The 20369-nt window shown below is 39.7% G+C and carries 16 protein-coding genes and 2 pseudogenes; 13 read left to right on the top strand and 5 right to left on the bottom strand.

The features are described 5' to 3' along the window. Positions 1-5 precede the first annotated feature (5 nt). Entirely contained in the window at positions 6-806 is an 801-nt protein-coding gene (locus ABU914_RS06175; protein WP_379668859.1) for an MBL fold metallo-hydrolase, read from the top strand. Positions 807-912: 106 nt separating this feature from the next. Continuing rightward, on the top strand, positions 913-1890 hold the full coding sequence (locus ABU914_RS06170; RefSeq protein WP_379668858.1) for an NAD(P)H-dependent flavin oxidoreductase: 978 nt from the start codon (positions 913-915) through the stop codon (positions 1888-1890). Between the two features lie 817 nt (positions 1891-2707). Here ABU914_RS06170 and ABU914_RS06165 read toward each other — a convergent pair. Beyond that, the gene (locus tag ABU914_RS06165) at positions 2708-4354 is read right to left on the bottom strand and encodes an AMP-binding protein (protein ID WP_379668857.1); all 1647 of its coding nucleotides are present in this window, start codon (positions 4352-4354) and stop codon (positions 2708-2710) included. Positions 4355-4631: 277 nt separating this feature from the next. Between ABU914_RS06165 and ABU914_RS06160 the strand changes: the two genes are divergently transcribed. Beyond that, positions 4632-4781: a hypothetical protein gene (locus ABU914_RS06160; RefSeq protein WP_379668856.1), complete on the top strand. Its 150-nt coding sequence runs from the start codon at positions 4632-4634 to the stop codon at positions 4779-4781. A gap of 46 nt (positions 4782-4827) precedes the next feature. Here the strand turns inward: ABU914_RS06160 and ABU914_RS06155 are convergent, their stop codons facing one another. Together ABU914_RS06155 and ABU914_RS06150 are read right to left on the bottom strand one after the other, a co-directional pair. Continuing rightward, on the bottom strand, positions 4828-5199 hold the full coding sequence (locus ABU914_RS06155) for a YhjD family protein (RefSeq protein WP_379668855.1): 372 nt from the start codon (positions 5197-5199) through the stop codon (positions 4828-4830). Positions 5200-5322: 123 nt separating this feature from the next. Next, entirely contained in the window at positions 5323-6744 is a 1422-nt protein-coding gene (locus ABU914_RS06150; protein WP_379668854.1) for an aldehyde dehydrogenase family protein, read from the bottom strand. Between the two features lie 264 nt (positions 6745-7008). Here ABU914_RS06150 and ABU914_RS06145 point away from each other — a divergent pair, with 264 nt between their 5' ends. The 6 genes and pseudogenes from ABU914_RS06145 to ABU914_RS06120 all read left to right on the top strand — a co-directional run bounded on the left by ABU914_RS06145 (position 7009) and on the right by ABU914_RS06120 (position 12146). After that, the gene (locus ABU914_RS06145; protein WP_379668853.1) at positions 7009-7485 is read left to right on the top strand and encodes a PCYCGC motif-containing (lipo)protein; all 477 of its coding nucleotides are present in this window, start codon (positions 7009-7011) and stop codon (positions 7483-7485) included. Between the two features lie 385 nt (positions 7486-7870). Next, positions 7871-9328, top strand: a pseudogene (locus ABU914_RS06140) (type I restriction endonuclease subunit R); the annotation flags it as partial. Continuing rightward, positions 9318-9552 (top strand): annotated as a pseudogene (locus ABU914_RS06135) (N-6 DNA methylase); the annotation flags it as partial. The pseudogenes ABU914_RS06140 and ABU914_RS06135, both read left to right, overlap by 11 nt. After that, the gene (locus ABU914_RS06130; protein ID WP_379668852.1) at positions 9549-10175 is read left to right on the top strand and encodes a restriction endonuclease subunit S; all 627 of its coding nucleotides are present in this window, start codon (positions 9549-9551) and stop codon (positions 10173-10175) included. The pseudogene ABU914_RS06135 and the gene ABU914_RS06130, both read left to right, overlap by 4 nt. A gap of 154 nt (positions 10176-10329) precedes the next feature. Next, complete coding sequence (locus ABU914_RS06125) at positions 10330-10701, top strand: DsrE family protein (RefSeq protein ID WP_379668851.1); 372 nt, start codon at positions 10330-10332, stop codon at positions 10699-10701. Between the two features lie 182 nt (positions 10702-10883). Continuing rightward, positions 10884-12146 (top strand): MFS transporter, encoded by a 1263-nt coding sequence (locus ABU914_RS06120; RefSeq protein WP_379668850.1) that lies wholly within the window; start codon positions 10884-10886, stop codon positions 12144-12146. Positions 12147-12177: 31 nt separating this feature from the next. Here the strand turns inward: ABU914_RS06120 and ABU914_RS06115 are convergent, their stop codons facing one another. Together ABU914_RS06115 and ABU914_RS06110 are read right to left on the bottom strand one after the other, a co-directional pair. Beyond that, positions 12178-13662 carry a methyl-accepting chemotaxis protein gene (locus ABU914_RS06115; RefSeq protein ID WP_379668849.1) on the bottom strand — a complete coding sequence of 495 codons (1485 nt, stop codon included), beginning with the start codon at positions 13660-13662 and terminating at the stop codon, positions 12178-12180. A gap of 346 nt (positions 13663-14008) precedes the next feature. After that, entirely contained in the window at positions 14009-14893 is an 885-nt protein-coding gene (locus tag ABU914_RS06110; protein ID WP_379668848.1) for a LysR family transcriptional regulator, read from the bottom strand. Between the two features lie 232 nt (positions 14894-15125). Here ABU914_RS06110 and ABU914_RS06105 point away from each other — a divergent pair, with 232 nt between their 5' ends. The 4 genes from ABU914_RS06105 (at position 15126) to ABU914_RS06090 (ending at position 20330) form a co-directional block, all read left to right on the top strand. Continuing rightward, a complete protein-coding gene (locus ABU914_RS06105; protein WP_379668847.1) occupies positions 15126-17300 on the top strand; it encodes a malate synthase G in 2175 nt (724 codons plus the stop codon). 342 nt (positions 17301-17642) lie between these two features. Then, positions 17643-18437: an enoyl-CoA hydratase/isomerase family protein gene (locus ABU914_RS06100; RefSeq protein WP_379668846.1), complete on the top strand. Its 795-nt coding sequence runs from the start codon at positions 17643-17645 to the stop codon at positions 18435-18437. Beyond that, complete coding sequence (locus tag ABU914_RS06095; protein WP_379668845.1) at positions 18418-19119, top strand: ABC transporter ATP-binding protein; 702 nt, start codon at positions 18418-18420, stop codon at positions 19117-19119. The genes ABU914_RS06100 and ABU914_RS06095 overlap by 20 nt, the downstream gene beginning before the upstream one ends. Continuing rightward, positions 19116-20330, top strand: a complete 1215-nt coding sequence (locus ABU914_RS06090; RefSeq protein WP_379668844.1) for an ABC transporter permease — start codon at positions 19116-19118, stop codon at positions 20328-20330. The genes ABU914_RS06095 and ABU914_RS06090 overlap by 4 nt, the downstream gene beginning before the upstream one ends. Positions 20331-20369: the final 39 nt, after the last annotated feature.

The raw sequence follows: 20369 nt of genomic DNA, 5'->3' as shown, positions 1-20369 counted from the left end.
AACTAATGATTGAAGTATTTGAAAGAGAAAACGTAACTTGTGGAAAAGTGCAAATTTCAATTGCGGGTCAAAAAGCGAATCCAGTGTTTGTTTTTATCGTTGATGGAATGCTCATCGATACAGGACCGGAAAGAGCGGAAGCAAGTTTAATCCCGTTTTATGAAAATTATTCATTTGAGTTAGTAACGTTAACACATAGTCATGAGGACCACTCAGGCACTGCTCCATGGATTGAAAAAAACCGGAATGTTCCTATTTACGTTCATCCGAACGGAATCGAAATTTGTGCTGAACCTTATCCATATCCACTATACCGCCAATTGACTTGGGGAAAAAGGGAAGCGTTTACAGCGGTGCCACTCGGTGATACAATTCAATCACGGAGCAGGGAATGGGAGGTGATTTATACGCCGGGTCATGCAGATGATCACGTTTCTCTATTTAACAAAGAAACAGGACAGTTATTTTCAGGTGATTTATTCGTGCATCCCGAAACAAAAGTTATCATGAATACGGAATCGATTCCAGTCATTATGGATTCAATCCGAAAGTTACTTACGTATGATTTTGATTCAATGTTTTGCTGTCACGCTGGCTTTATACAAAACGGAAAAAAAGTATTGAAAGAAAAGTTGGAAAACCTTGAAAATCTAACTGGGGAAGTGAAAGAGTTTTATCAACAGGGATTATCATTAGAAGAAATTAATGCGAAACTTTTCCCAAAAAAATATCCTATTATTACGATTTCCGAAGGAGAATGGGATTCACTACATATTGTTTCTTCAATTATTGCTGAATTCCAATAAACGTATTGTCGTCAATCTAGTAAAGCAAATCGTTCTTAAACTTGGCTGATCTTGCCGTAATCAAATTGTTTATAAAATCAATAATTAGAATGGAGAGATAAAAAATATGTCACATATTCCATCAATTCTACAAAACTTACGTATTCCTGTCATTGGTGCACCGCTTTTCATTATTAGTAATCCAAAGCTAGTCATTGCCCAATGTAAAGCAGGAATTGTCGGTGCAATGCCTGCATTGAATGCAAGACCGATTTCTCAGCTCGATGAATGGTTAGCGGAAATTACTGAAGAGTTAGAAGCACATAATGCTCGTCACCCCGATCGACCCGCTGCACCGTTTGCTATTAATCAAATTGTACACCGTTCAAATCAACGTTTAGAGCAAGATATGGAACTGTGTGTAAAATACAAGGTTCCAATTATTATTACATCTTTAGGTGCTCGTGAGGAAGTTAATGTTGCAGCACACAGCTATGGCGCAACTGTTCTACATGATGTCATTAATAATCGATTTGCTCACAAGGCGATCGAAAAAGGTGCAGATGGCTTAATTGCTGTTGCCGCAGGAGCTGGTGGGCATGCTGGTGCAAAAAGTCCATTTGCATTAGTTCAAGAAATTCGAGAGTGGTTTGATGGACCACTTGCATTGTCTGGTTCAATTGCGAGAGGCGAAAGCATACTTGCTGCTCAAGCGATGGGTGCTGATTTTGCTTATATTGGATCACCGTTTATTGCAACATATGAAGCACGAGCTGTTGAAGAATATAAGCAGATGGTTACTGAAAGTACATCTGACGACATCGTGTATAGTAACTACTTCACTGGTGTTCATGGTAATTATCTTGCACCATCGATTCGCAATGCTGGCTTGGATCCCGATTCACTTCCAGAAAGCGATCCATCCCAAATGAGCTTTGCTAGCAGTGGAAATAAAGATGCAAAAGCATGGAGAGATATTTGGGGGTGTGGACAAGGGATCGGAGTGATTAAAGATATTACGAGCGCCGAAGCATATATTGACCGGCTTGCTCAAGAATACGCTGTTGCAAAACAACAATTGAACAAAAAAGTATCGGCATATTAACATAAAAAATGGAAGAAGGGAAGATTCTCCTCTTTTTCACATTGCACTTTAGATGGTGACTAGAATAAGAATGATGAAAGATGGAAATCGTTGAATCGGTGAAAGATCTAATGCAATAGCGCGCGGGCTTAACATTGCCGAAACGGAGGAAGGTGAAGTTGTCATTGAACTTGAAGTTACCGAACGACCATTTAACCTGATGGGCACGATGCATGATTATTGTATACTTTGTGACATTATGGATGTTGCAATAGGGTGCGTAAGCACGTTGTCTGATGATGAACTATTTACGACTTAAATTTCTTCAAACCAATCTGGAAGCAAAACTTTGAGCAATCGGCTAAGCGATAAAAAAGGGAACAAGACGGGATCGCATAATTGTCATATTTATGACGAAAAAGAAAGCTTTGTCGCATATTTGTATGATTAGTAAGGGGAAGGATGAAAATTTTACCCAAGGTAAGATAGATTCATAAATCTTCTTTGGAGGAAAAAAGCTGAATTTTCCACAATCCTACGCGACTAGCTTCGTTAATGAAAACATCATAGTGAAAGATGGTATAGAGAGATTTTGATAAAATAAAGTCTCGTACTATAATTAAAAACAAAAACTAGCAAATACGATCTTTCGATTTTTTATAGAATACGAGAAACAAAAGAATGCATATTCAAAAAGGATTGGATTAGACTTTGTGATGAAAGGCTTATATGTCGAAAGTGAACTGGGACAAACTCGCAAAAACACAGTCTTCACGTGTGAAAAGCAACCTAAAAACAGTTGTCAAGTTATGCTTGACAACTGTATACTTTAAAAATGCTAATTTTCGCGTAATAGAAAGCGTTGGATTTTACCACTTGGTGTTTTGGGCAGTGTTTCGACGAACTCGATTTCACGTGGATATTCATGGGCTGATAAATTCTCTTTTACAAACTGGCTTAATTTTTGGCTTAACTCATCACTTGGTGTAAAACCTGAACGAAGGACGACAAACGCTTTTACAATTTCTCCGCGCTTTTCATCTGGGACCCCCACAACTGCTGTTTCCGCTACAGCCTTATGATTCATCAATGCACTTTCGACTTCAAATGGTCCTATTTTATACCCCGCACTCGTAATAATGTCATCCGAACGTCCAGAAAAATAAAAATAGTTCTCATCGTCTCGGCTACCATTGTCACCTGTCAAATAGTAACGTGCGTCCATCGTAAATCGCTCAGTTGTACGTTTTTGATCTTGGTAGTAGCCACGAAACCATAGCAAAGGAGAATGCTCTGTATCGATGGCAATTTGACCTTCTTCACCAGGTGGTAATTCATTGCCTTTTTCATCGATAATCACGATTCGATAGCCTGGCATCGGTTTACCCATTGAGCCCATTTTAAGGGTATGCTGAAGTTCTGCGTAATGATGGTTGTTAACGATCATCCCATGTTCAGTTTGTCCGTAATGGTCGTGGATTGGGACACCTAAATGAGCTTCGGCCCACGCACTGACATCTGGATTCAATGGTTCACCGGCACTTGAAAGAACACGTAATTTTAATTTTTCTTTCGAGTCCTGAGGAATTCCCTCCGCTCGCATTGCACGATAAACCGTTGGTGCAGCTGCAAAATTTGTGACTTCATATTCTTCGAGAATGCGATATGTTTCTTCGACGTTAAATTTTGCGTTGAACATCATCGTCGTCTGACCTAGAAGTAGGGGACCAATTAATGCAAAATATAAGCCGTAAGCCCAACCAGGATCAGCGATATTCCAAAAGACATCATCTTTCCGGAGGTCAAGTCCAAACCGCATATATCCTTCAAAAGCTGCCAATGCGTTTACAGGAACTTCTACGCCTTTTGGTTGCCCTGTCGTCCCTGAAGTGAAAAGCAAAATGAACAAATCATCTCCTGTGACTTCACTGTTTTTCGAGAGGGGAGTGGCATTGTAAAGCGAATTCCAAAATTGGATGTCAGAAGACTTCGATTCAAGAACATGTTCAGATTCAGACGTTACAGTAATCACGTGGACACGAGAAGTGTCAATTGGATTTGATTCAGATGCTGTTTCGTTTAGTTTTGCACGATTTTCTGAATCGGTTATGACAATTTGTGCACCACTATGATTTACACGGTAAGCGATCGCTTGCGGACCAAATGCGGTAAACAAAGGAACATGGATCGCCCCAAGTCTCCAAACAGCAAGAGCCGAAATGAAGAGCTCAGGTCCCTTTGGTAATAGAATAGCGACACGTTGTCCTTTTTTAATCCCTAAATTATGAAGAACAGTGGCGAATTTCTTAGAAAGTTCAGCTAGTTCACCATACGTATAAGTTTGCTTTTCACCTACTGAATTTTCATAACATAGTGCGACTTTATTCTGATTATGACGGTCGCAGAGTACGTGAGCGACGGAAGGGATTTGGCGATTATATTCGTGAAGTAAGTTTTCAACCTGTTTTGAAAGAACCTCCGGCATTTCATTCACCTCTCAATTTTTTAGTGCACCTTCTCCATGAAAGTGAACTATATTTAAGTATTATAACAATATTCAGAAATATAACACAACCTACTTGATGGCTATTTGTAAAGTACTATTTATTGGCTTACGTCTATTCGTATGGATATTCAATCATATTTTTAGTGGATTGAAGCCCTGCAAATCCTGGAAACGAAGATAGGAAGTAAAAGTGACGTTTGTTGCTTGAAAAGATTTTATCGCAAGTTTAATCGTTTTAAAATCCGTAGTTGAATGAATGCAAGTCGAACGAGGTCTGATGGAAGACAAATGCGATGGTAGGCGGATGATTCCGTCAACACATGCTGTTTTATTTCGAGGATTGACGGGTACACGGAATCGTTTTGCTGTTCCTACTTACATGGATATTCATCTCATTGGAGATTAAATAGACGATGAATCGTGGGTCTTGTGATGTTTTGTTTTAGAAACAGTCATTGTTCATTTCGGTCATTTTTTGCGTGAATTATATATTTTTCTAAATATTCTTCTGTTTTGTTTTTTAAAATAACAAAAGCATAACGGTATGTTTCTTCGTACCCGCGAACGTACGCTTTATACACAATGCTTGTATGATCTCTCGAATCCTCAAATACTTTCATTCCTCGTTTATACACTTCACGTTTTACGATCCGTAAGTCATTGCTTACTGTTCGGAAGATGCTTTCGTTTAATTTCAAATAGGGTCGAGGTAATTTTGTGTAGGTAGCGAGTGCCTGAGCATCATGAACGAGCACCTTTTTTACTAACGGAAGAAAAATCATCTGTTCAACTAATGTTCTCTCTTCATCATTCGCATAGGCCATTTAAGCTCAACTCCTCTTACTATTATACGGAACGAATGTTCTGGAGGGAAGAGAAAAGAAAAACAACAAAAACACTTACCCGATGGATAAGTGCTTTTGCTTAAGGACTTATATCATTGAGAGCTACATACCGACAACTGATTTTACTTCTAAGTATTCCTCAATCCCATAGTCGCCCCACTCACGACCGATGCCGGATTGTTTATAGCCGCCAAATGGAGCAGAGTAGTCCCCGGAAGCACCATTTACAACAATACGACCAGCTCGGATGGAGTTTGCAACTTTCTCAACCGTTTCCTTGTCTTCGCCAACGACATACCCAGCTAAACCATAAATCGTATCATTGGCGATTTCAATCGCTTCATCGACGTCTTCATACGTAATGATAGACATGACAGGTCCAAAGATTTCTTCTTGAGCAATGACCATATCATTTTTTACATTTGTAAATACGGTCGGCCTAACATAGTAGCCTTTTTCCAAGCCTTCCGGTTTACCGGTTCCGCCCTCAACGAGTGTGGCACCTTCTTCGATCCCTTTTTCAATATAGCCTTGCACGCGTTTGTATTGCTTTTCAGAAATGAGCGGTCCTAAGAAGTTTGTTCCGTCTAGGGGGTCCCCAACACGATAATTCGGTAGGACTTCTTTGACGGCTTCAATAAACTCATCATGCTTTGATTTTGGTATGAGTGTCCGCGTTGCGGCTGTACATACCTGACCAGAATTAAACACAACGTTTGTAACCGCGATTTTGGCAGCTTTTTTCATATCAAAGTCATCAAGAATGATGAGGGGAGATTTGCCTCCCAGTTCAAGGGCGACCTTTTTAACTGTTTTTGCTGCGTTTTCGGTAATCTTTTGACCTACTGCACCAGATCCAGTAAAGGAGACAAAATCGATATCAGGGTGAGAGCTAATGCCATTTCCGACAATTTCCCCTGTTCCATTGACAAGATTAAAGACACCTTTAGGTACTTCCGCTGCCTGAAACACTTCAGCAAGAATAATAGCTGCGAAAGGTGTAAGCTCTGAAGGTTTTAATATAACCGTACACCCTGCTGCAAAAGCACTTGCGAGCTTTGTGGCGGTTTGGTTCGTCGGGAAATTCCATGGTGTAATCAGTCCGCTTACCCCAATCGGTTCTTTACGGATGACCGTATTTCCACGCCTTTCATTAAATTCAAAAGTTTCTAGCTCCTTCGCTGCCTGGCGGAAATGAGCCAATCCCATGTTGTAGTGTGTTCTTTCACTGATTGAAAGCGGTGCTCCTAATTCTTGCGTAATGACGTTCACAATATCGCCTTTGCGTTTCTCATATTCGTCAGCAATTCGATTTAACAATTGAATTCGTTCTTCTTTCGTCGTTTGAGAAAACGACGGAAAAGCCGCTCTTGCTGCTGCAACAGCTTTATTGAGGTCTTCTTCTGTCCCGTCACTAATTTGGCCAATCACTTCTTCTGTAGCTGGGTTGATGACGTCAATAATCCTTGAACCAGTCGACTCGACCCATTCTCCATTAATAAAATGTTTTAATTGAATTCGCATTTTATATACCCCTTTCAATCAAAAGTCACATACTATAAGTTTATAATAATTTTCCTAGAATAGATATATAAATCTTAATCTTCGGAAATTATTATTGTTTAAACCGATTGCGGGAACCCTGTATTGAAAGGGATAGTATCCGTGAGAATGATTGAGTTGCTAAAAATAATTTGAACACGTTTTCGTCAGATTGCCACGGTTATAAATCGTTCTGTTGTGCTAACATATGGATAGACTGTACAGAAAATAGGAGTGGTTCGCATCATGCGCAAGATCGTAAACTTATTCTTTATCCTTGCTTTATTGTCCTTGCCGTTAGGAGCTTGTTCAACGAAAAAAGCAGAAAATCATTCTCAACAACCGCAACTCGGTGATTTGCGGGAAGAAACAGAATCAACGTCTGTACTCCCACCTTTTTTAGACAATAAATCAGATGATATGAAACTTATCTATAGGGCTGTTTCCCAACACCAACACTTACTTGAACAGATCCCGTGTTACTGCGGTTGTGGCGATTCCGTCGGGCATAAAGACAACTACGATTGTTTCATTTACAAAAATAACGAGGACGGTTCACTCGTCTGGGACGACCATGCGACGAGATGCCAAGCGTGCCTAGATATTGCAGCGGAATCGATCGTCATGTATAGCGAGGGAAAATCAATCAAGGACATTCGTGACCACATTGATAATCAATATAAAGAAGGCTATGCCGAGCCGACGCCGACACCTGAGGTGTAAGGAGAGGAATAAACGCTGAATCGAAAATGTAATAAAAAGCTATACGTACAAATAATGGAGTGATTGTGAAACGATAGGTCAAGCATTGAAGTCGAGATTGTTTGAAAGTATGACTTTTCCGAGAAACACGATTTCTTCAAATGTGTTTTTATGGCTAGAGACATCAACCGTAAAGTCTTGTTCCTCATCAATTCCCATCGCCCATTGCTCATGTTTTTACTTTATAAACGCAATTCTTAACAAGAATAAGCAGAAAACTACTTCAGTCATGCTAGAGTTGATTTTTCTCAAAATCTTTTAGAACATTTCCCTACTTCGAACGAAAGATGTACTATAATAGTAGTTATTATGTACGGAAGCTACAAGCAAGCGGGGGTCAAGACGCATGGGTTATCAACGAGAAGCGGAGTTAGAGAAACTATTAATCCAACAACTTGTGAAGCAAGGCTATGAAGAAGTGAAAATCCCTGATTATGATGCGTTAATTGCAAATTTTCGCGAACAGTTGAATGCTTTTAATCGAGAAAAGCTTGCAGGCAATTCGCTAACCGATAAAGAATTCAGTCGTTTCCTGACACATATCGGGGGAAAAAGTATTTTTGAAACTGCGAAGCTTCTTCGGGACAAGCAGCACTTCCAGCGTGACGATGGTTCGGAAATGTATTTGGAGTTGTTTAATGCACGAGATTGGTGTAAAAATATTTTCCAAGTGACTTCACAAACGACGGTTGAAAGTAAATATGTAAACCGTTATGATGTGACGTTGCTTATGAATGGACTACCTGTCGTGCAAATCGAGTTGAAGCGCCGCGGGCTTGATTTCAAAGAAGCATTTAACCAAATCGAGCGTTATCGCAAGCATTCATTTCCTGGATTATACCGTTTTCTCCAATTGTTCGTTATTTCAAACGGGGTTGACACGAAATATTATGCGAATTCCGACGCGGACATATTATTCGACTATACATTCTTTTGGTCGGATGAACAGAACAACCGAATAACGAATGTGCATGAGTTTACAACGACCTTTCTACAAAAATGCCACATTGCGAAAATGATCGCTCGTTATATGGTCGTAAACGAAACAGACAAAATTTTAATGGTGCTTCGCCCATATCAAGTGTACGCCGTAGAAGCCTTGGTGAAGCGTGCGCTTGAAACGAGAAATAACGGCTACATTTGGCATACGACAGGAAGTGGGAAGACACTCACTTCGTTTAAAGTGAGTCAAATTCTCGCGAATGAAGAAAGCATTCATAAAGTTTTTTTCTTAGTTGATCGAAAAGATCTCGATAGCCAAACGATTTCTGAGTTTAATAAATTTGAACCCGGTTCTGTTGACACGACAGATAAAACTGACAAGCTCGTTTTACAAATGAAAGACTTATCAAAACCGCTTATTTTAACAACGATCCAAAAGATGGCAAATGCCGTCAACAATCCTCGTTATGCGAAGGTGATGGACCAGTATCGGGATAAGCGTGTCGTGTTTATTATTGATGAATGTCATCGCAGTCAGTTCGGGGACATGCACCGCGATATTTCCCGACATTTTCAGCAGGCACAATATTTTGGTTTTACGGGTACACCCCGTTTTGAAGAAAATAAAAGCCAAGACGGCCGCTCAACAGCGGACTTGTTTGAAAAGTGTTTGCACACGTACTTAATTAAAGATGCGATACATGACAATAACGTGCTTGGGTTCTCCGTTGAATATATTAAAACGATCAATATTGAAGTGGATGAAGAAGACGATACAAAGGTGGAAGGTATTCTGACGGATGAAGTGTTGATGCATAAAGACCGTCTCAAGCTCATCACTCAAAACATCCTTGATGAGCACGTATATAAATAGAGAAACGATTGACAAATATTCATACGCTGCAACGTTAGAAGAAATTGCAGAAAACGACTACAACTTAAACATTCCACGCTACGTCGACACATTTGAAGAAGAAGAAACCCGTCGACCTCGAAGCCGTTCAAATGAAATTAAAAGAAATCGACGACGAGATGGAAGAAATTGATCGCGAATTAGAGAAGTATTTCGAGGAGTTGGGGATATGAGTGAAAAGACTCCGAAGTTGAGGTTTAAGGATGAGAATGGTGGGGAGTTTCCGGAGTGGGAAGAAACTACGTTAGGAGAATTAAGTAAACCCCTTACCTATGGATTAAATGTAGCCGCTATCGATTATGATGGAGAAAACAAATATATTCGTATTACAGATATAGATGAACAGAGTCATAGATATATTGATTCTAATAAAGTATCTCCTGCAGGTTCTATTTCAGAAGACTATAGAGTTAGAGAAGGAGATATTCTTTTTGCAAGAACAGGAGCAAGTACAGGAAAAAGTTATATGTATAGAAAAGAAGATGGCAAAATGTATTATGCTGGCTTTTTAATTCGTGCTCTTATAAAGAAAGGATATGACCATCGTTTTGTTTTTTATCAAACTTTAACACGTAAATATAAAAATTGGGTCAGTGTAATGTCAATGCGTTCTGGTCAACCTGGAATTAACGCTAAAGAATATTCATCATTTAAATTTTATACACCATCTTTAAAAGAACAACAAAAAATCGCTGACTACCTTTCTGCCATCGATCGCAAAATTGAAAAGGAAAAAGAAAAGCTTGAAGCTCTAGAAGAACAGAAAAAGGGCTTTTTACAGCAAATGTTCGTATAAGTCTAAAAAATGCAAGGACTGTTCATCAGTCCTTGCATTTTTTATTTCTTTTCGTGTCTTTTCAGACCTATATCTGGATATGTTGATATATAGAATAGGATAGGAGTATACTATACGTGTATAGGTATTACAACATAGGAGGCTGATTTAAGGTATGAGTTATGCAGATTTATTAATTACGTTGACAGCGCATGAACGGGATGAAAACAATGTGACGATTGCGTTTACGATGGGAGCGAAAGCGTTAGAGAAAGGACATCGTGTCGAGATATTGCTTCTATCTGATGCGGTTCATTTAGCGGCAGAAGGCTATGCCGATAAAATTGATATCGGACCGCCATTTAAAGCAATCAAAGATATTTTGCCAGTGTATTTAGAGCAAGGCGGAAAGCTGAAAGTTTGTTCATCATGCATGGAACATAACGGGGTCGCAAAAGAAGATATTATCGATGGGGCAGAAGTGATCACAGCAGATGATGTCGTTGATGCGATCATGAATTCGAACAAAACATTGCAATTGAATTAAAAGATTGATCGGGGTGTGTGCCCGATCTTTTTTTCTTATCAAAGTCTTAGGGTCTGTAGCACCTCTTATATAATGAAAGGTACCTATTCCAAATGCACATGGAACATGATAGTATCAAAGTAATCAGAGTTAAAACTTCGGTTGTCTAACAGCTCCGGAATAGCGAAAAAGAGTTGAGCCGTATGAAAGCAACAGTTACCCAAAATACATATAGCTCTATGACACCATGGAAAATGCTTGCATGGCTATTTGCAACACAAGTGCTCGTAGCGTTTGTCGGGCGAAGTCTAGCACCTTTAGGTGTGTTAATTGGACATGATTTGTCGTTGACGAAGGCGCAAATCGGAATGTTGCCCGCGGCTCTTTTCCTCGGTCAGTCGATCGCCGCCATTCCCGTCGGGTATGTAACAGATCAACTTGGCTCAAAACGACTTTTGCTAGCTCTAGCGGTTTGTCTCGGAGCTAGCTTTATGTTTATGACGTTGACGTCTTTTTTTATTCTCGTTTTGATTATGATTACGGTAGGCGGTCTTGGGTACGGTGCGATGCATCCTGTCTCTAACCGCGGAATTATGTATTGGTTTACAGCAAGAACGCGCGGAACGGCGATGGGGATTAAGCAAATGGGGGTTACGCTTGGGTCGGCACTCGCCGCTCTCGTGCTTCTTCCATTGGCAAACGCTTTCGGGTGGCGACCTGTTCTACTCGGTGCCGGATTACTATTAATCGTCGTTGGGTATTTGACGTATTTATTTTACTACGATCCGCCGCGTGAAAACGAAATACGAAAAACGAATCGAGGCGGTTTTTTTGCATCAATGAAAGTCATGTTACGACATAAGCCGCTTTTGCTCGTCAGTTTGGCAGCGGTTGGGCTACAAGGCAGTCAAATGATGTTAAATACGTATTTAGTTTTGTTTGCATATGAAAAGCTGGCAATCTCGCTAGTGCTAGCCGGTGTTTTGCTAGTCATTTCAGAAATTGGCGGTTCGTTCGGTCGCGTCGGTTGGGGTGTGATTAGTGATCGTATTTTTAACGGCAGGCGCTTAATTATCCTTATGCTTATTTCGATTTTTGCAGGGTTCATTTCAATCGTTATTTCACAACTACCGACAGGAACTTCGTTTGGGGTTATGGCTGTCATTACGTTCATTTTCGGGTTTTGTATAGCAGGGTTTAATGGTGTATGGATGAATGCAGCTACGGAGCTCGTGCCACGAGAGCAATCTGGTGCTGCAAGTGGATTTAGCATTATGATCGGTTCATGGGGTGTCATTCTTGGACCACCGCTTTTCGGTTTGATCGTTGACAAAACTGGAAGCTTTTCGGCGGGCTGGATTTTCTTATCTGGCATTTTAATAGTCGTCATCATGTTATTGCTTGTAGCGATGACGCTCGTGAAAAAAACGAACGATAATCCAAAACCGAGCCAGCTTAATTATTAAGGTAGTGACCCGGTTTCGTTTTTTTCAGCAATTAATTTTCCACCATCGATTGGATGACACCATCAATCCGGTTGACCATTTCTACAGCTTGTCGGTTGTTGTTCGTGTTTTCATTGACAGTTGCCGTTAATTCTTCCATTGTCGCTGTCGTTTCTTCAATCGCTGCAGCGAAGTCGTTAATTGATTTTTCAATAAATTCATTAGATGATTCGACTTCTCCAGATTGAACAGTGAGCCGTTCGACTTGCTTTTGTAGCATTTCGATCGCTTCATCAATCGTCATAAATGCATGTTTCGTTTCTTCCGTTTTTTCCATGTTTTTTAGCATGACGCTCGCATTTTCACTCATTTGCTTATGGTTGAATTCAGTGCTTTCGTTAACTTCAATTAAATTTTTCGAGATTTGTGCAGCGGTTTTTGATGTTAATTCTGATAAGTTTTTCACTTCATCTGCGACGACGGCAAATCCTTTTCCGTGTTCACCGGCTCGTGCTGCTTCAATTGAAGCGTTCAATGCAAGCAAGTTCGTTTGCGAAGCGATTTCTTCAATGTTGTATGCAAACGATGTCGTTTCTTTAATTTTATTCGCAAGCACGGTCATTTCGTTTGCTGACATTTCGATCATTTCTTTAAAGTATTTCATTTGGCGAATGAGTTGCTCGACATTCGTCCTACCATTTTCAGATGAATCGCTTGTCGCTTCGGCTTGGTTTTTCAAATCATTTAAAAGTTCTGACATTTCTTGGATGGCTTGTGATGTCGTTACAATCGTTTCTTTAATATCAGTAATTCGTTCTGTTGATGTTTGCATTGACGTGGATACTTCTTGGAATGCGATGTCCATTTCACTTAACGAATGCAAGTTTTCTTCACTTTGTTTCGCAAGTCGACCAGTGTATTCGCTTACAATTTGCGTGTTCGTATTGAGCATCTCTTGTTGTTTTTTATTTTGGTCAAATTGCTTGGCGATTTGGATTTGGCTTTCTTCAGTCTGTTCTTGCATAGCAGAAGAAACGCGTTGTTGAGCAAAAAGAACGATAATGACAAGGATACTTAATAAATAGACGGTAACAATATTATTTGATTCAAGCCCGATCATGTCACCAAAAGTAAAAACTATGAATGATTGCATCACTACCGTTAATAATGCAGAAACTCCGAGAATAATTCGATTTGATGAAATCGATGCAATCGCCAACATGAAAAATGGCAGCATGACGCTCGTGATAGACGCATTTGACATCACAATAATAAAGAAACAGAGGAAGGTTGCGACATTTAATATGTACGGAACAATATGTACCGCTATATCGTTTTTCTGCAAGTAAAATGAAATCGAAATTCCAACGACGACACTAATAGCTATTATAAGTGAAGAAATATATTCGGCGATGAGAAAAACGTTAACTGCAATACCGATAATTCCAGATACGACGAGTAAAATCATCGTCAAATTGTTTTTGCGAAGCAAATCTTCTTTTCGGATATTTTCAATGGTCATTGGTTCTTGTTGCATAATTACACCCCCTGAAATTTTTTATAAAAACTGAAAATCTTTGGTATTAATGAATTTACGAAAAGTGTTCCCTCCTTATATGAGAGAAGATTCCTGCTGAGGCTTACATTCAGTGACGAGCATGACAGGTTAAAAAGTCTTGCTCAACAAGAACTGCTGCGTCCTTACGAAATAATTCTTGCTCGTGTAAGCTCAATGTCAAATCTTCCATATTCGAATAGTTTTCATAGAAGTGTTTACACTACGAATTTTTCGGCTGCGATTCATCACCGCAAGTGATTCTCTTATCATAGTATAGAAGAGCTACACGAATGATAAAAAGAGTAATGGAACATCCGGCTTGTGATTACAGCGGATGTTTTTCACAAATTTCGATAAATTCACGAACTGCAAATGGAAGATATTTATTTTTCTTCCAAATCATTCCCAGTTCTAAGTTGACTGGGTGATCTTCAATCGGGATGGAGACAATGTTTTCGTTAATAATGTTTGCGCAAATTTTGCTTGGAAGCAATGCGACACCTAATTTCGCTTCAACCATTTCAATCATAAAATCTTTCTGTGAACTTTCACATACAATATGTGGATAAAAGCCGTGTCTTGCACATTCTTCCATAATGCTGTCATGTAATGAAAAATCATGCCGATATTGAATAAAAGGTTCACTTTCGATTTCTTTAAATGTGATGAACGGCTTTGAAGCTAACTGATGTTCATGATGAACGATAAGCATTAAAGGGTCCTTTAATAACTTTATCGTCTCGAAGCTCCCTTTTTGAATAGGCAAATTGCAAATTAATCCAATATCGAGCGTTCCTTCATCGACGCCATCTTTAATTTTTTTTGACCCGACCTCAGTTAATGTCACTTGAATACCTGGATATGATTCAATATACTGACTTATAATCGTTGAGAAAAATGCTGCACCAATGATAGGAGGGATGCCAATTCGGACTTCCCCTTTTTTTAAATTGACGACATCCGTCAGTTCTGAAGTTAAGTTGTTAAATGCATCGATGACGGTCTTAGCATTGGTTAAAAGTGCCTTTCCTGCGTCGGTTAATTCCAGTTGCTTTGCCGAACGATAGAAGAGAGGCACACCGAGCGTATCTTCCATATTTTTAATCGTTTTGCTTAAAGATGGTTGTGAGATGTGCAAGGTTGAAGCAGCTTTTGTAAAATTTAACTGTTTCGCAACTTCCATAAAGTATTCGAGTTGACGAATATCCATATGAGCACCCTTTCGAAAAACAAAGACTGTTTACATTGTTGATTTTGAACACTATTGGTAAACTGTTTAGTTTCGTTCTACAACGAGACTTAAGAGACAATAAAAATATCGACTTGAGCTATAGCTTAAAGTTATAAGTCCCATGCAAAACAAATATTTTTATTTATAGTCTTCTTATATTAGAATATAGGATAGATACAGAAAGAACAATATTACTAAGGAGGAATTTTGAGTGGCTGATTACGTAAAAGTTGGTAATCTTCAAGTAGCAAAAGTTCTTTACGACTTTGTTAACTCTGAAGCACTTCCGGAAACAGGTCTAGATCAGGACAAGTTTTGGGCTGACCTCGATCAGTTAATCGCAGACCTAGCACCGAAGAATAAAGCATTGTTGGAGAAGCGTGAGGAACTCCAAAAACAAATTGATGCATGGCATAAAGAAAATAAACAAATCGATTTCGAAAAATACAAGGCATTTTTAAAAGAAATTGGTTACCTTGAGCCTGAAGTTGAAGACTTCAACATCACGACAGAAGGTCTTGACAAAGAAATTCAAGAACTTGCAGGACCACAACTTGTCGTTCCAATTGATAACGCTCGCTATGCCTTGAACGCTGCAAATGCTCGCTGGGGTTCTCTCTATGACGCCCTATACGGAACAGATGCAATTAGCGAAGAAGGCGGAGCTGAGAAAAAAGGCGCCTACAATCCTGTTCGTGGTAACAAAGTAATTGATTATGCGAAAAACTTCCTCGATGAGCACGTTCCACTTGCATCAGGCTCCCATAAAGATGCTACAAAATATACGGTTGCTGATGGAAAACTAGCAGTAGCGTTAGAAAATGGCGAAACTGTTGGCTTGAAAGATGAAGCTCAATTCGCTGGTTACCAAGGTGAAGCAGACGAGCCTACAGCTATTTTAGTGAAAAACAACGGCTTGCATGTTGAAATTCAAATTGATCGTAGTCATTCTATCGGAAAAGATGATAAAGCAGGCGTAAAAGACCTTTATATCGAATCGGCAACATCAACAATTATGGACTGTGAAGACTCTGTAACAGCAGTTGATGCTTATGATAAAGTTACAGTTTATCGTAACTGGTTAGGTTTAATCAAAGGCGATCTTTCGTCAACATTTGTAAAAGACGGAAAGAAAGTTGTTCGTACGATTAACGATGACCGTACGTACAAAGCTCCAAACGGTGAAGAATTTTCACTTAAAGGTCGCGTCCTCATGCTCATTCGTAACGTAGGTCACTTAATGACAAACAACGCGATCTTATACGGAGATGGACAAGAAGTTCCTGAAGGAATTATGGACGGTGTGTTCACAAGCTTAATGGCAAAGCACGAGCTTGTCGGCAATTCGAAGTTCAAAAACTCTGAGCACGGCTCTGTTTATATCGTTAAGCCGAAAATGCACGGTTCTGAAGAAGTTGCGTTCGCAAATGAACTATTCGGTCGCGTTGAAGATATGCTTGAGTTAAAACGCAACACTCTTAAAATGGGTGTAATGGATGAAGAGCGTCGCACAAGCTTGAACTTGAAAAATGCGATCAATGAAGTAAAAGAAAGAATCTTCTTTATTAATACTGGATTCTTAGACCGTACTGGTGACGAAATTCATACATCAATGGAAGCTGGTCCGATGATTCGCAAAGGCGATATGAAGTCATCGACATGGCTAGATGCTTATGAGAAGAATAACGTGGCTGTCGGGATTCAGACAGGCTTAAAGGGTCACGCACAAATCGGTAAAGGAATGTGGGCAATGCCTGATAAGATGGCTGACATGCTTGAGCAAAAAATCGGTCATCTGAAAGCAGGTGGGAATACAGCTTGGGTACCTTCACCAACTGCTGCAACATTGCACGCACTTCATTACCACCAAGTTGACGTAAGAGAAGTCCAAGAAGAAATCGCGAAAAATCTTAAAGATTATCGTGATGACATATTGGAAGTACCAGTTGCAGAAAATCCAAACTGGTCACCTGAAGAAATTAATGAAGAGCTTGAGAACAGTGCACAAACACTTCTTGGCTATGTAGTTCGTTGGGTTGAACTCGGTGTAGGCTGTTCGAAAGTACCTGACATTAATGATGTCGGCTTAATGGAAGACCGTGCTACATTACGGATTTCAAGCCAATTGATGGCAAACTGGCTCTATCACGGCGTTTGCACAGAAGAACAAGTATTAGATGTGCTTAAGCGCATGGCTGAAGTTGTTGATAAACAAAACGCTGACGATCCATTATATCGTCCAATGTCTCCTAACTTCGACGACTCAGTTGCATTCCAAGCCGCAAAAGATCTCGTATTCGAAGGAAAAGAGCAACCAAGCGGATATACAGAGCCAATCCTACACCGCCGCCGTCTTGAAGCAAAAGCTAAATATGGTATTCAATAATTAAAAACTTCAAGTACAGGCAGGGCTTTCTAATCTCCCTTTCCTCCTGCCTAATCTTGAGTACAAAAACCGACCCTCAACATTGTTGTTGGGGGTCTTTTGTATGTGGCGTACTTCGCAAGCCATTAATTGCTAGTCGGTGAAAGTCCAACCTAAAGGAATTGCTAAGTGACAAAGTAACTTTCGAAGAGTGCTAGCCACTTAGTTTTCTACTAACGAAATGGTTTATCACAATGAAAAATCCGAATTTTTAAAATAATAAATGTGCTATAATCGAATTAAATTTTTAAACTATTTTCATATGTAAAGGGTATCTGTTTTTGGAAAGAGGAGGGGAAAGGTTTGGGATATAAAACGTTGAATTTTGAGATTGTTGACCGCGTTGCATGGATTCGACTCATTCGGCCTGCGCTAAATTTACACATGGCGAATGAATTAATGGATGTCGCTTGGACGTGTGAGCAAGATGACACTATTCGTGTCATTGTGATTACGGGTACAGACAATACGTTTTCATTCGGTGGTGATTTAAAAAGCTTTGCATTAGGTGAAGAAGATGTTTCGAAGCATTTAAAACGAGTCACTATTCCACTGCATGAAGCTATTTCTCGATTTGTTCGTATGAAAAAACCTGTCATTACAGGCGTGAATGGAATCGCTGCCGGAGCTGGCATGAGTTTAGCGATGATAGGTGACATCGTTATCGTGGTGGAATCAGCGAAGTTAACGATGGCTTATACGAATGTTGGCTTAACCCCAGATGGCTCATCAAGCTACTTCCTTCCTCGGCTAGTCGGAATAAAACGTGCGCTGGAATTAACGTTGACAAACCGTGTACTCACTGCAATGGAAGCAGTCGAGTGGGGGATCGCAACAAAAGTAGTTTCCGATGAACACCTTGAAGTAGAATTAAACGAGCTTGCATCGCAAATATGCGAAGGGCCTGTTCACGCGTACGGAGCTGCTAAACTACTCCTATACAATAGCGATGAACAAACACTTGAATCACAAATGGCATTAGAGTCCGATCTCATTGCAACACGGGCAGGCTCAGAGGAAGGTAAAGAAGGCATTTCAGCGTTTATTGAAAAACGGAAAGCGAGTTTTATAGACAACGATGAACAACATAACGATTAAGATTAAAAGCGCAGGTTACTTAGACGATCCAGAAGTGATTAAAGACATACAATTTACATTGAGACAAGGTGAACTAGTTGGTCTTATCGGAGCGAACGGAGCAGGAAAAAGTACGACGATGAGAGCAATGATGGGCTTACTTCCAAAGTTTGAAGGGACGGTTTCACTCGATGATATTCGGTATGCATACATTCCAGAGCATCCAATTTTTTATGATGAGTTGACACTTTGGGAGCATCTTGAGTTTGCGACAGCCGCGTTTCATTTGGAAAAATGGGAAGCACGAGCAAACACTCTTCTCACCCGATTTCAGCTTGACCACGTGAAACATGATTTACCGACAGGCTTTTCAAAAGGAATGCGACAAAAGGTCATGCTCGTGCTCGCATTTTTGCTTAAGCCAGAACTGTATATTATCGATGAACCGTTTATCGGACTTGATCCGCGTTCAACGAAGGAGCTTCTAAACATGATTTTAGAAGAAAAAGAGCGTGGTGCAGCAATATTCATGTCAACGCACGTTCTCGATACAGCCGAAAAGATTTGTGATCGGATCCTGTTAGTCTCTGGGGGTACGCTCATTGCGCAAGGGACGTTGGCCCACTTGCGTGAACGAAGTCAGCTTCCAAATGGGTCGCTGTTAGATTGCTTCGATCGACTGTTGGAGGCTGTTGAATCATGACGGCAGCAAAATTATTTTTGCAACGCTTTTTACAAAACTTTCGCTTTCAAGTGAAATCTTGGCGGCTTGGCATTGATTGGACCGTTTTCGTTTATTTGCTTATTCCAGCTGTTATCGTTGCAGTCGCCGTTTATCGTTCCTGGTGGGTCGAAACGCCGATTTGGATGGATGATCTGTCGTTTACTAGCTTTTTATTTATGTTTTACGTTTTGGCATGGATGGGGAGCATTCGCTTATTTATCGAAGAAGCCGATCAATTATTTTTACTGCAGAAGCGTTCTGTTTATCTTACGCTACGGTCGTTCGGAATCGGCTATTCTTTAGTTAAATCAACGGTTGCCGTAGCTTTTATTCTAGCTGTTTTTTTACCATATTTAGTGAAGCAACAGCATGCTATTCATGAACTAATTCGGATGTTTATTTTGCTTTCTCTTTGGAAAGCGGTGTTTTTACTCATAAAGCAATCTTTATTTTTCTTCGTGTCAAGAAGATTCATTCGTTTTTTATTGTTAACTTCAATTTTTTTACTCTGTAATCGTGTGTTTATATTAAGTGTTGATGATTTAAAATCAACCGTTTCTTTTATAATCGTTCTTGTATTGGTAGCGTTTGTTATTTTCCTTAGTCGCTTGAAAATATGTGTTATTGGGCATTTTCATGAAGAATTGGAACGGGAAATAGATTCTAAATATTTTGTGGCAAGTTTAATGCTCTTACAATCTGGTGCGATCGAAAGGCGCAAGATTAAACAACGCAGGAAACCATGGATCTTTCGGAAATCTAATCAGTGGTTTAAGCAGCGAAGCTTTCATCATGTTGCCATCGAGCACTATATTAAAGCGTGGTTAAGAAAGCCGCAACATATTTTTTCATATGTTCGTTTTTTAGGTTTTTCAATTGTGGCATTAATCTTATTTCCTGGCGGATGGAATATGATTGTTCTGATCATGATCTTACTTCTCTTTTATCAAATGGTGAAAGGGGAGTGGGAGCAATTTGAACGGTCCCCTTTTATTGAAATCGTAGCGCGTGATCGAGCCGATTTAAAGAGCGTGAAAAAGCAAATTTTATTGATATTCACGGCTCCAGCTTATTTTATTTTTCTTATCGTTCATGGAGTCGTCAGTTCAAAATGGTTGTTTGCACTAGTCATGTTATGTTTTGTATTTTACTTAACATTTAAAACTTGGTTGAAACCCAATCGAGCTTAAATAAACATGATGAACGAAAGTGATGAATATATGTATAGT

The organism is Pueribacillus sp. YX66, from assembly GCF_041725775.1.
Classification (GTDB): Bacteria; Bacillota; Bacilli; order Bacillales; family UBA6769; genus Pueribacillus.
This window is presented reverse-complemented; position numbering and strand designations above follow the sequence as displayed.